The organism is Pseudoxanthomonas daejeonensis (assembly GCF_010093205.1).
Taxonomy (GTDB): domain Bacteria; phylum Pseudomonadota; class Gammaproteobacteria; order Xanthomonadales; family Xanthomonadaceae; genus Pseudoxanthomonas; species Pseudoxanthomonas daejeonensis.
On sequence record NZ_PDWN01000021.1, the window covers coordinates 1 to 13,221 of the forward strand.

At 62.6% G+C, this 13,221-nt stretch carries 8 protein-coding genes; 6 read left to right on the forward strand and 2 right to left on the reverse strand.

The window, feature by feature from the left end:
- Positions 1-430: 430 nt before the first annotated feature.
- Entirely contained in the window at positions 431-907 is a 477-nt protein-coding gene (locus CSC65_RS15930) for a hypothetical protein (RefSeq protein ID WP_162411570.1), read from the reverse strand.
- A 678-nt stretch (positions 908-1,585) separates the two neighbouring features.
- Here CSC65_RS15930 and CSC65_RS15935 point away from each other — a divergent pair.
- The 6 genes from CSC65_RS15935 (at position 1,586) to CSC65_RS15960 (ending at position 11,582) form a co-directional block, all read left to right on the forward strand.
- Positions 1,586-1,936 (forward strand): nucleotide pyrophosphohydrolase, encoded by a 351-nt coding sequence (locus CSC65_RS15935; RefSeq protein ID WP_162411571.1) that lies wholly within the window; start codon positions 1,586-1,588, stop codon positions 1,934-1,936.
- Between the two features lie 214 nt (positions 1,937-2,150).
- On the forward strand, positions 2,151-4,556 hold the full coding sequence (locus tag CSC65_RS15940) for a type I restriction-modification system subunit M (RefSeq protein WP_162411572.1): 2,406 nt from the start codon (positions 2,151-2,153) through the stop codon (positions 4,554-4,556).
- A gap of 263 nt (positions 4,557-4,819) precedes the next feature.
- Complete coding sequence (locus CSC65_RS15945; RefSeq protein WP_202922917.1) at positions 4,820-5,800, forward strand: restriction endonuclease subunit S; 981 nt, start codon at positions 4,820-4,822, stop codon at positions 5,798-5,800.
- A 28-nt stretch (positions 5,801-5,828) separates the two neighbouring features.
- On the forward strand, positions 5,829-7,784 hold the full coding sequence (locus CSC65_RS15950; protein WP_162411573.1) for a GmrSD restriction endonuclease domain-containing protein: 1,956 nt from the start codon (positions 5,829-5,831) through the stop codon (positions 7,782-7,784).
- Positions 7,774-10,881: a type I restriction endonuclease subunit R gene (locus tag CSC65_RS15955; RefSeq protein WP_162411574.1), complete on the forward strand. Its 3,108-nt coding sequence runs from the start codon at positions 7,774-7,776 to the stop codon at positions 10,879-10,881. Before CSC65_RS15950 ends, CSC65_RS15955 begins: the two co-directional genes overlap by 11 nt.
- Entirely contained in the window at positions 10,881-11,582 is a 702-nt protein-coding gene (locus CSC65_RS15960) for a M48 family metallopeptidase (protein ID WP_238390433.1), read from the forward strand. Before CSC65_RS15955 ends, CSC65_RS15960 begins: the two co-directional genes overlap by 1 nt.
- A gap of 116 nt (positions 11,583-11,698) precedes the next feature.
- Here the strand turns inward: CSC65_RS15960 and CSC65_RS15965 are convergent, their stop codons facing one another.
- The gene (locus tag CSC65_RS15965) at positions 11,699-12,991 is read right to left on the reverse strand and encodes an adenylosuccinate synthase (RefSeq protein ID WP_162411576.1); all 1,293 of its coding nucleotides are present in this window, start codon (positions 12,989-12,991) and stop codon (positions 11,699-11,701) included.
- Positions 12,992-13,221: the final 230 nt, after the last annotated feature.

A 13,221-nucleotide genomic window follows, 5' to 3' on the forward strand; every position in this document is an offset into this window, starting at 1 on the left:
GGTGACGGCGGCGGGGGCGGCGAAGTCGGCGGCACCACCACCGGGGCCAGGTTGGGACGGACGTTGCTGCCACCGCCACCGCAGCCGGCCAGCAACAGGGGGCCCGCGCAGGCCGCGGCCAGCAGGGTCCGGGACAGTCCAATACGGGTGGCCATGGCATCGCTCCTGGGTCGGCGCGGGTCTGCAATGGGCCGGCTCCGCCGCCGGCAGCGAGGAACAGTGCTAGAGGAAACGCGGCGGGCGGCCTGCGCCGGCCGATGGCGGCGTGAAGTCGGCCGCCCCGGCCTGGATGGCGAGCCGCCTGCCCTGCTCCGCCGCGCCGGCGGCCGCTGCGCCCGCGTTCGGGTGCGAACGCCGCCTTTCGAACAGGCAAGAAGAAGGCCGCCCGGAGGCGGCCTTCCCATGTCGCGTGTGGTGCAGCATGCGCCGGTCAGGCCGGCGTCGGTTCCAGCACCACCGTCTCGCGGCGGCCGCGGTTGAACCGCGCCGACAGCATCTGCCGCAGGCCATCCAGGCCGGTGCCCTTGCCGGCGACCTTGAGCACCGCGTAGCCCTCCAGCGAGGCGGTCATCAGGTCGCTGCCCACCGCCATCTCGCTATCCTCCAGCAGCTCCTGCAGCCGGTCCAGGCGCTGCCGGCGCGGACGCAGCGCGTCGAGCGTGGCCAGGTCGCGCTGGTAGGCGGGCAGGTCGAAGTTGCGCGGCAGCACGTCGGCGTTCTGGCTGAAGGCCACCACCGCCTGGCGGCAGAAGGCCTCGGACTTGTCGCCCATCTTGGTCAGGCCGCGGCGCGATTCCGGGTCCAGCCCGAGCAACGGGGTGAGCTCGATTTCCAGCGTGGCCAGCGCCGCGTCGATCGCGGCCAGGGATTGGGCGGACAGCTCAAGGTCTATCAGGTTCTGGGTCATGGATGAGGCTTCCTTGTCAGTGGTGCCGTCTCGGTCGAGCCGGCGCGCACACGGTCCCCCGGTGGCCCCGCCCCGGCCATCGGGCCACCGCCCGGCGTCGTGTAGGAAAAATCCCAATCGAGGGTAGGAAAAGCGGCAGGCCCGCGTCGGAAAACCGGCCGATACGCCTCGGAATGCCCGCCAGGCGGGCGTCGGACTGCACCGCACGCCCGGGTAGGGCTGGCGCCCGCCCTGCCCGGCCCGGAACTGGTTTCATCGGCACCGATCGCAAGGCCCGGAGCCTTGCGCGCAAGGCCGGGAACGTTGCGCGCAAGGCTTTCAGGCTTGCGCGCAAGGCAGAAAGCCCCGATCGCCGCCCGTTTTGCCTTGCGCGCAAGGTTGCAGGCTTGCGCGCAAGGCCTGGAGCTTTGCGATCGCAAGGCAAAAAGCCTCGCGCGCAAGGCTCGGAGGCTTGCGCGCAAGGCTTAAAGCCTTGCGGCCGGGGCTGGCACGTTGCGCGCAAGGCAAAGAGCTTTGCGATCGCAAGGCTCGCCGGGTTGCGCGCAAGGCAAAAAGCCTTGCGCGCGAAGCTCTGAGCCTTGCGGCCGGATTCCGGTTCGCCGGACGCGAAGCCCGTTCAGGCGACACCGCCCCTCACCTATACTCGGCCGGCACCACATTCCCGGGGAGGGAACACGCGTGAGCCGCGAGATCGAGGAGCTTCAGACCGCCCTGCGCCAGTTCGCGCAGGAGCGCGACTGGGGCCAGTTCCACACCCCGAAGAACCTGGCCGCCGCCCTGTCCGTGGAGGCCGCCGAGCTGCTCGAACACTTCCAGTGGCTGACCGAGGAGCAGAGCCGGCAGCTCGGCGAAGGGCAGCGCGTCAAGGTCGGCCACGAGATCGCCGACGTGCTGCTGTACCTGCTGCAGCTGTCGGACAAGCTGGGGATTGATCCGGTCGAGGCGGCGCGGAAGAAGATGGTGATCAATGCGGCCAACTACCCGGCGGACACGCAGCGGGGCGGGATCAGGAAGAACACGGGGATCTGAGATCTTTTAAATCTGCCCCGGCGGCGGCGCCCCCCAAAGTAAGCAGACGCGCTGCTTGGAGCAGTCCTGAGTCACCATAATGACGGATGGGCTCACCCGAATTCGGCCAAGGTCGGCCCTACCCCGTCTTCCGAGACGATTGCTGGCGCATTACGAATCCATCTAGAAGCTTAGATCCGCTGAATCATCCCGCATAAGAACAAGTACCTACTGAATGGCCATCAAGAAATCAGATCTTTATTCCTCCCTTTGGAAAAGCTGCGACGAGCTCCGCGGCGGCATGGAGCCGTCCGAATACAAGGACTACGTCCTGTTTATGCTTTTCATCAAGTACGTCAGCGACAAGTACGCTGGCGATGATCTCGCCCCGCTGATCATCCCGCCCGGCGCGAGCTTCGAGGACATGAAGGCCCTGAAGGGCAAGCCGGACATCGGCGACAGGATCAACACGCAAATCATCCAGCCGCTGATCGAGGCCAACAGCAGCAGCCTCTCGCACAGCGACTTCCCGGACTTCAACGATCCCAAAAAACTCGGTGATGGCAAGGAACGCCAGGATAAGCTGACCAACCTGGTCGCGATCTTCGAAGACCCGGCGCTGGACTTCTCCGACAACCGCGCCGAGCACGACGACATCCTGGGCGACGCTTACGAATACCTTATGCGCCACTTCGCCCAGGACTCGGGCAAGAGCAAGGGCCAGTTCTACACCCCGGCGGAAGTCAGCCGCACCATCGCCCAGCTGATCGGCATCGGTCCGGACAACACCAACCGCCAGACCACGGCCTACGACCCCACGTGCGGTTCCGGCTCGCTGCTGCTCAAGGTGGCCGCCGAGGCCGGCAAGCCCATCACCCTGTATGGGCAGGAGATCTCGGCCACCACCGCCGGCCTGGCCCGTATGAACATGATCCTGCACGACTTCCCGGATGCTTCGGTACAGTCGGGCAATACCCTGGCGGCTCCCAGGTTCAAGGACGGCGACAGGCTCAAGACCTTCGACTACGTCGTCGCCAATCCGCCGTTCTCGGATAAGGCCTGGAGCGCCGGCCTCACCCCGGTCGCCGACCCCTTCCAGCGCTTCGCCTGGGGCGTGCCGCCGGCCAAGCAGGGCGACTACGCCTACCTGCTTCACATCATCCGCAGCCTCAAGGCCAGCGGCAAAGGCGCCTGCATCCTGCCGCACGGCGTGTTGTTCCGCGGCAATGCCGAGGCGGCCATCCGCCGCCAGCTGGTGGACAGCGGGTATCTGGTCGGCATCGTCGGCCTGCCGGCCAACCTTTTCTACGGCACCGGCATCCCCGCCTGCCTCCTGGTGCTGGACAAGGAAAACGCCACCGCGCGCCGCGGCATCTTCATGATCGACGCCAGCAAGGGCTTCCGGAAGGACGGCAACAAGAACCGCCTGCGCGAGCAGGACATCCACCGCATCGTCGACACCTTTCGCAAGGCGCAGGACGAGCCCGGCTACGCGCGCATGGTGGAGTTCGCCGAAATCCGCGGTGCGAAGAACGATTACAACCTCAACCTGCCGCGCTACATCGACAGCAGCGCCGCCGAAGACTTGCAGGACATCGAAGCGCATCTGCTCGGCGGCATCCCCCAGCGCGATGTGGATGCATTGAACACGTACTGGGACAGGATGCCGGCCTTGCGCGCGACGCTGTTTGAAAGCGCTGGCCGCGACGGCTACCTGCAGCTGAAGGTGCCGCAGCCCGAAGTGAAGAGCGCCATCCTCGGTCACGCCGAGTTCCTCGCGTTCCAGACAACTGTGGCCGAGTTGCACACGCGCTGGGAGAAGGCCATCCGCCCGGCGCTCGCCAGCTTCGGCGAAGGCGGCCATCCCAAGCAGTTCGTCCACGACGTATCCGAGAGCCTGCTCGCTGCCTACCGCACGGCACCGTTGCTGGATGCCTATGCGGTCTACCAGCATCTGATGGACTACTGGTCGCAGGTGATGCAGGACGATGCCTACCTGCTGGCCGCGGACGGCTGGAAGGCCACGCCAGTCGTTGAAACCAACAAGAAGGGCAAGGCCAAGGGCTGGGCCTGCGACCTGGTGCCCAAGCCGCTGGTCGTGGCGCGCTACTTCGCTGCCGAACAGCAGGCACTGGACGAAGCGCGCGCCACGCTGGACAGCGCCAGCAGCGCACTGGAAGCGCTGGAGGAAGAGCACGGTGGTGAAGACGGCCTGTTCGCCAGCCTGGACAAGCTCAATGCTGCCGAAGTGAAGCGGCGCATCAAGGAGATCGGCAAGTCCAGGGACGACGCCGAGGAATTGGCTGCGCTCAAGCAATGGGTGGACCTGTCCGAACAGGAAGCCGAGCTGAAGAAGCAGGTCAAGGCGCTGGATGCGGCGCTGGATGCCGAGGCGTTCGCCAAGTATCCGCAGCTTTCAGTGGCAGACGTGCAGACGCTGGTGGTGGATGACAAGTGGCGGGCAGCACTGAGGGCCGCCATGCGGGGCGAAGTGGAGCGGATCTCCCAGGCGTTGACGCGGCGGGTGAAGCAGCTGGCCGAGCGCTACGAAACACCATTGCCGAAGCTGGTCGTAAACGTGAACACGCTGGAAGAAAAGTTGGCCGAGCATTTGACGAAGATGGGGTTTGCGTGGAAGTGAGGCCTGGCTACAAGCAATCCGAGGTTGGGACTATTCCGTCCGATTGGGACGACGTGCCTCTTCAAAGCTGCGCGGAAAGAATCGTACGAGGAGCAAGTCCAAGACCGATTGAAGATCCGAAGTGGTTCGATAATCGCTCATCGGTGGGCTGGCTTCGAATTTCAGACGCAACTTCGTCTGGCCGATTCCTTACCGAGACACAGCAGCGCTTGTCGACTGCCGGCATTCGACACAGCAGGCCGGTTTCTGCTGGTGGGCTGGTTATGAGCATCTGCGCAACGGTTGGACGCCCTATCGAAACAAGTATCGACGTTTGCATCCACGACGGATTTGTGCATTTCGACAAACCCAGCATCGATCAAGGCTTCCTCTACTACGTCCTGACGGATCTTGAGCCGCGATGGAGCAAAAGGGGGCAGACGGGTTCCCAGATGAATCTCAACACGGGGCTCATAAAGGCAACCAAGGTTGCTGTTCCGCGTGATTCTTCTGAACAATCCTCCATCGCCACCGCCCTCGGCGACGTGGATGCGCTGCTGGCCGCGCAGGACGCGCTGATCGCCAAGAAGCGCGCCATCAAGCAAGGGGCCATGCAGGAGCTGCTCACCGGCAAGCGCCGCTTGCCAGGATTCAGTGGGGAGTGGGAGGTAAGGCGGCTCGGTTCGCTCGGACAGAGCTATGGCGGCCTTGTCGGAAAAACCAAGAATGATTTCGGACAAGGAGATGCGCAGTATGTGACTTTCGTGAATGTCATGGCGAATATCGTCGTTGACGTAAACGCATTCGATAAAGTCAATATTTCTCCGGGAGAGTTACAGAATCGCGTACTCAAAAACGACCTGCTGTTCAACGGTTCGTCGGAGACTCCGGAAGAAGTCGCCATGTGCGCATTGGTTGTCGACGAGGTGAAGAACCTCTACTTGAACAGCTTCTGCTTTGGGTTCCGCCTAAATGATGGCGCGGGAATCGATAGTTTATTTCTCACCTACTACATGCGCGGTCAGATTGGGCGTGATCTCATCAAGTCGTTGGCTCAAGGATCGACGCGTTACAACCTCTCCAAACCGGCATTTCTTGATGGCGAGCTGATACTTCCGAGTGCGGACGAACAAGTCGCGATCGCTAACGTTCTGTCCGACATGGGCGCGGAAATTGCTGCTCTTGAAGCCAAGCGCGCCAAGACCGCTCAGCTCAAGCAAGGCATGATGCAGACACTGCTTACCGGCCGACTTCGGTTGGTTTGACCCAGGGACGCCAGGGGGAGTCCGCCACATGAAGATTTCGACTATTCTCGACCACATCGACAGCGGCCACATGGCCTTGCCCGAATTCCAGCGTGGCTACGTCTGGAATGGCGACCAGGTCCGTGGACTGTTCGATTCCATGTACAAGCGCCATCCAGTGGGTGGGCTGCTGGTCTGGGCTACGGAATCCATGGGGGCGACCCACCGCGGAGATGGCACGCTGGCACCTGGCATCGTCAAGCTACTGCTCGATGGCCAACAGCGAATGACCTCGCTATACGGCGTCATTCGCGGCAAACCGCCAAAGTTCTTCGACGGCAAAGCCAAGGCTTTTACCGGTCTGCAATTTAATCTGGACACGCAGACCTTCGAGTTCTATCAGCCCGCCAAGATGAAGGACCACCCCCTGTGGGTGGACGTGTCCGAGTTGATGAAGGGCGGCACGGACGGCTTGGGCGTTTACATCGCCAAGCTGTCCACGCCAGAGCTGGCGCCAAAACTGGGCGACTACGTGGCGCGCCTGAGCCGGGTACTCGGCATTGCCGACATCGACCTGCACATCGAGGAAGTGACCGGCGCGGACAAGTCGCTGGATGTGGTGGTGGATATCTTCAACCGCGTCAACAGCGGCGGCACCAAGTTGTCCAAGGGCGACCTGGCGCTGGCCAAGATATGCGCCGACTGGCCAACCGGCCGCGACGAGATGAAGAACAAGCTCAAGGAGTGGCATGGCAATGGCTACGACTTCAGTCTCGACTGGTTGCTGCGCTCAGTGAATACCGTGCTGACTGGGGAAGCCAAGTTCCTGTACTTGCACGAGCAAGGGCCGGCGGAAGTGCAGGACGCACTCAGGAGAGCCTGCAAGCAAATTGATGTTGGCCTTAACATGATTGCCGACCGACTTGGCCTGGATCACGACAGGGTGCTTTTCTCTCGCGGCGGTTTCCCTGTGATGGCGCGCTATCTCGATCAGCGCCAGCAGAAGAAGCTGGGCCCACCGAACGAGAAGGAGCGAGACAAGTTGCTGTTCTGGTACTTCCAGTCCGGCATGTGGGGCCGCTTCTCAGGGTCCGTCGAGTCCTACATCGACAAGGATCTGGAAGCGATCGAGAGCGATGACCTCGATACTCTGCTCGAACAGCTACGCCTGTGGCACGGCGGCCTGCGTGCCGAGGCCGCGCACTTCACCGGCTGGAGCCTTGGCGCCCGCTTCTATCCGGTGCTGTACATGCTGACCCGCGTCGGGGAGGCGCGCGACTGGGGTTCTGGCATCGGACTCAAGGCCAACATGCACGGAAAGATGAGCAAGCTGGAAGTGCACCACATCTTTCCCAAGGCACAGCTATACAAGCGCAATTCCAAGAAGTCCGAGGTCAATGCGCTGGCCAACTACTGCTTCCTAACCAAAGACACCAACCTCGACATCAGCGACACCTTGCCGGAAATCTATTTCCCGAAGATCGAAGCGGCACATCCCGGTGCGCTGGCCTCACAGTGGATCCCGATGGATCCGGAGCTGTGGAAGATCGAGAACTATCGAGATTTCATGGAGGCCCGTAAGATCTTGCTGGCTTCAGAACTCAACAAACGTCTTGAAAGCCTGCTGCATGGCGATACGAAGTGGATGTCCGGGGCGGCTGCGCCGATCGTCGACAATGCCGTTGGCAGTGGTGTGGAAAGCGAGGCGGAAGAAGCTGAGCTGGAAGCGCTCAATGATTGGGTGGTCGAACAGGGATTGCCACGCGGGACGATCGACTACGACTATGCTGATGCACAGACCGGCGAACAGATCGCGGTGTTCGACCTGGCTTGGCCGACTGGCTTGCAGGAGGAGCTGAGCCAGCCAGTCGTGGTGCTGCTCAACGAGGAAGCTGCAGTGATCACCCTTGCCAGCCAGGCTGGCTATCAGTGCTTCACGGATACCGCTTCATTCCGAAGATACGTCCGAACCGACGTGCTGTCGGAGACTGCCGATGCCGCCTGAACGCCCCCGCGCCGAGCGCACCACCCAGAATCGGGTGGTCAAGCTGTTTGCGGACAAGGCTCGGGCCGATGTCCTTGGCTATGACTACCTCGGCGATTGGGGAAGGCGCGAGAACAACCGCAGTATTGAAAGCGAGTTGTTGTCCGCCAACCTCAGAAGGCGCGGTTACCAGGAAGATCAGATCTCCGCGGCGCTGCGCCAACTGCAGGGCGCGGCCGAGATCAGCGGCAACACCCTGTATGACGCCAACCTCAAGACCTACGGCCTGCTGCGCTACGGTGCAGACGTGCAGACGGCATTGGGCCAGCCGATCCGCAAGGTCCATCTTATCGACTGGGCAAACCCCGACAACAACGACTTCGCCCTTGCGGAAGAAGTCACCCTGCGCGGCGGTTACGAACGCCGCCCGGATATCGTGCTGTACCTCAACGGTATCGCCGTCGCGGTCATTGAACTTAAGCGCAGCAGCAAGGGCATCGCCGAGGGCATCCACCAGCTGATCAGCAACCAGGAAAAGCAGTTCAACGAGGCCTTTTTCAGCACGGCCCAGCTGCTGCTGGCAGGCAATGACGCGCAGGGCCTGTACTACGGCACCGTGGGAAGCCCGGAAGAGTTCTACGTGCAATGGAAGGATGAAACCGGCGCTCCGGGCAACGAAGCCGGCATTTTCCTGGACCGACCGCTGGCGCAGATGTTCGATAAGCGCCGGCTGCTGGACTTCCTGTACAACTTCGTGATCTTCGACGGCGGCATCAAGAAGGTGCCGCGCCAGCACCAGTACGCCGGCATCAAGGCCGCGCAGGAGCGCACGCGCAAGCGCGAGGGCGGGGTGATCTGGCACACCCAGGGCAGCGGCAAGAGCATTCTGATGGTGTTGCTGGCCAAGTGGCTGCTGGAGGACGATCCGGAGGCCCGCATCCTGGTCATCACCGACCGTGATGAACTGGATGACCAGATCACCAAGGTCCTGAAGAATGCAGGGCTGGAATCCACGCGGGTGACGTCCCGTGCCGACCTGGTGAGCAAACTCGCCGCGACGACCCCGCGTCTGCTATGCGCCCTGATCCACAAGTTCGACACCACCGACCTCACGGGGGTGCCACCACCGGCCCATGGCCGGTTCTACGTGTTCGTGGACGAAGCGCATCGCACCCAGGGCGGCGACATGAACAAGCAGATGAAGCGGTGGCTGGGTGATGCCATCTTCATCGGCTTCACCGGCACCCCGCTTCTGCGCAAGGACAAGCAGACTACCCACGACGTGTTCGGCACCTACATCCACACCTACAAGTTCCCGGAGGCCGTCGCCGATAAGGTGGTGCTGGACCTAAAGTACGAGGCGCGCGAGGTACCGCAGGCATTGGGGAACAAAGAAAAGATCGAGGAGTACTTCGCCAGGAAGACCCGCCATCTGAACAATTTCCAGAGGGCGGCCCTGCGCAAGCACTGGGCCACCATGGAGGAAGTGCTCAGCTCCGGCGAGCGAAAGAACCGCATCATCCGCAGCATCTTGGAGGATTTCGACACGCGGCGCCGGCTCAACGACGGGCGTGGCACGGCGATCCTGGTTGCCGACGAGATCTACGATGCCTGCCACTACTTCCGTCTGTTCCAGAATACCGACTTCGGCAAGCATGTCGGAATAATCACCTCCTTCGAGCCGGACAGGACCCAGTACTCCACGGAGCCGGCAGGAAGCGACTATCGCTACAAGTACGACACCTATAAGGATTGGGTGTTGGGCGGCGCTCTGGACACGACTGAAAAGTACGAAACGGAGATGAAACGACGGTTCAAGGAGGAGCCGGCCAACTGCAAGCTGTTGATCGTCGTCAGCAAATTGCTGACCGGGTTTGATGCGCCGAGCTGCACCTATATCTACCTGGACCGCAACCTGCGCGACCACGATCTGTTTCAGGCCATCTGCCGCACCAACCGCCTGGACGGCGACGACAAGGACTACGGCTACATCGTCGATTTCAAGGAACTGTTCGGTGATGTGCAGAAGGCCATCGCGGTTTACAGCTCCGACCAGTTGGTGGCCGACCCGAAGGACGGCCAGGACGGCAACGTCGATCTGAAGCACTGGATCAAGGAGGGCGTTCGCAAGCTGGAGGAAGCGCGTGAGGCGCTGCTGCATCTGTGCGAACCCGTGCTGGCGCCACGGGAAGTCGAGCAGTTTATTCAGTACTTCTGCGGTGAGTCACAGGATGCGGAGGCGCTGGAGAAGGCCGAGCCTTTGCGTATCTCGTTCTACAAGTTGGTCACTGCGTTTGTTCGGGCCTGGGCGGATATCGGCAGCGAGCTGGCAAACGCGGGATATGACGAAGCGAGCATTTCCAAGCTGGAAAAGGAAGTCGCGTTCTATGCCGATATGCGGGGCGCGATCAAGAATTACTCGGGCGAAGAGTTTGACATCAAGCCGTTCGAAGGCGACATGCGCGATCTGCTCAATCGGTACGTGCGGGCAGAGGACGCCCGCGAGCTAGGCGACATGGGGGATCTGTCTCTGGTCGACCTGATCGTCAAGACCGGCATCCACGACGCCATCGCGCAGAAGCTCAACGCCAAGGGCGCCAGCAACAAGGCCGTGGCCGAAGGCATCATCAACAACGTTCGCAAGGCGATCATCCAGGAGCGCCTGACGGATCCGCGCTTCTTCATGGAGATGTCGAGCCTGCTGGACGAGTTGATCAAGCAGTCTCGGGCGGACGCGAAGAGCTACGAGGAGTTCCTCAAACAGGCTGAAGCGCTTGCAAAGAAGTTAGCAGTACATGCCTCTGGAGGCGAGCAGACACCGGAGGCGTTGCAAGGCCGGCCAGAAGCAATCGTGATCTACCGCAACCTGTCGGACATTCTCGCGAAGCCGGTCGATGCCGCGCATACGGGAGAAGCGCGTGACTGGCACGCCAGCGAACTGATCAGCAAGGCCGTGCAGATCGACACGGCCATGCGTGCAGGCGTGCCTGCCGACTGGAAGGGTAACGAGATCAAGGAGCGGACCGTGCAGCGTACGCTGCTCGGACTTGTCGATGGCGACCGCGAGGCGATGCTCAAGCTATTTGAGTTGGCCAAGAACCAGCTTGGCTACCGTTGATGGACACCCTGCAACTTGGTGATATCGAAATCGCGGTGACGCGCAAGGATGTCAAGCACGTCCATCTGTCTGTCCATCCGCCGGAAGGACGAGTTACCTTGGTTGCGCCAGCGCAGAGTCGAATGGACGTGTTGCGGGCCTACGCCATCACCCGGCTCTCCTGGATCCGCAAACAACAGGCGACGCTCCGTACGCAGGCGCGCGAGACGCCACGCCGGCATGTAACCCGGGAGAGCCACCATCTTTGGGGCCGCCGTTACCTACTCGATGTCCAATACGTAGATGCCAAGCCTGGTGTTCGCCTGGACCACAAGCGCATCACCCTTCTGGTTCGTCCGGGTAGCGATGAAGAGAAGCGGGCCGACGTGATACATGAGTGGCACAAGGCGCTGCTCCATGCGGCCCTGCCCGAGATGATCCGTATCTGGGAGCCTCGGCTGAACGTGCAGGTTCGTACCTACTACCTGCAGCGCATGAAGACGAGGTGGGGCAGCTGCAACTATGCCCGCGGCCATATCCGCTTGAACACTGAACTGGTCAAGAAGCCTAAGCACTTGCTGGAGTACGTGCTGGTGCACGAGATGGCGCATCTGATCGCGCCGACGCACGACGGGAAGTTTGTTGAACTCTTAGATGAACACTTCCCACTCTGGCGTGAAGCACGGTCCGAGCTCAATACGCTTCCACTTCCTGCAATTTGATTGCATACATACGAGGGATTCGACGCAACTCCTGCGGTGTCGTTCAATAAGAAGCCCCGCATTCGCGGGGCTTCAAATCAAGCGCAGCGGGTGAGCCCGCTCTACGAACGCTCAGCTCAAGCAAACGGATCCCGCAACACCATCGTGTGATCCCGGTCCGGACCGGTCGAGACGATGCTGATCGGGCAGCCCGCCAGCTCCTCCAGCGAACGCAGGTAGGCGCGCGCCGCCGGCGGCAGTTCGTCCCACTCGGTGACGCCGTGGGTGTTCTCGCTCCAGCCGGGGAACTCCAGGTAGACCGGGGTGATCTCTTCCCAGCCCTGGGCGTCCAGCGGGGCGTACTCGGTGCGCTTGCCACGGTACTCGTAGGCGATGCACATCTTCAGCTTCTCCATGCCGTCGAGCACGTCGAGCTTGGTGATGCACAGGCCGGTGATGCCGTTGATGGCCACGGCGCGCTTGAGGGCGACGATGTCCATCCAGCCGCAGCGGCGCGGGCGGCCGGTGGAGGCGCCGTATTCGGCGCCGCGGTCGCGGATGCCCTGGCCGATCTCGTCGTCCAGCTCGGTCGGGAACGGGCCGCCGCCGACGCGGGTGGCGTAGGCCTTGGCGATGCCGAGCACGTAGTCGATCGCGTCCGCGCCCACGCCCGTACCGGCCAGTGCGCCGCCGACGGTGGTGTTGGAGCTGGTGACGTACGGGTAGGTGCCGTGGTCGATGTCCAGCAGGGCGCCCTGCGCGCCTTCGAACAGCACGCGCTTACCCTGCTTGCGCAGGTCGTGGAGGATGCCGGCCACGTCGGACTTCATCGGCTGCACGTATTCGCCGAAGGCCAGCGCTTCGTCGTAGGTCTGCTCGAAGTCGACCGCGTCCACGCCCAGGTACTTGGTCAGGACGAAGTTGTGGTAGTCCAGCGCGGTGCGCAGCAGCTCTTCCAGCTGCTTGGGGTAATGCAGGTCGGCGATGCGGATGCCGCGACGCGCGACCTTGTCCTCGTACGCCGGGCCGATGCCGCGGCCGGTGGTGCCGATGGCCTTGCCGCCGGCGGCCTTCTCGCGTGCCTGATCCAGGGCGATGTGGTACGGCATGATCAGCGGGGCGGCCGGGCTGATCTTCAGGCGGCTGCGCACTTCCACGCCGGCCGATTCCAGCTCGCCGATCTCCTTGATCAGGGCAGCCGGCGAGATCACCACGCCATTGCCGATCAGGCACAGCGCGTCGTCGCGCAGGATGCCGGAGGGGATCAGGTGCAGGACGGTCTTCTTGCCGTTGATGACCAGGGTGTGGCCGGCGTTGTGGCCGCCCTGGAAGCGGACGACGGCGCCGATGTCCTCGGTGAGCAGGTCGACGATCTTGCCCTTGCCTTCATCGCCCCACTGGGCACCGATGACGACGACTGACTGGCCCATGGCCGTGACTCCTTTATCTGGCGACCATCGGGGCCGCGGGATGGACCGTGGCCGGCGCCCTGCCCTGCCCATCCCCGGCTAGGCGGGGGACGCGAGCCGCCATCGGGGCGGATCGGGCAGTGCGGTGACCCAGACACGGAAAAAGCCGGGCGGGTGTGCTTCCTGGGAAGCGGCCCCGACCGGCTTTTGCGGATTATCCGGGTTTTGGAAGGCGGGGGCCACCCGGGGGT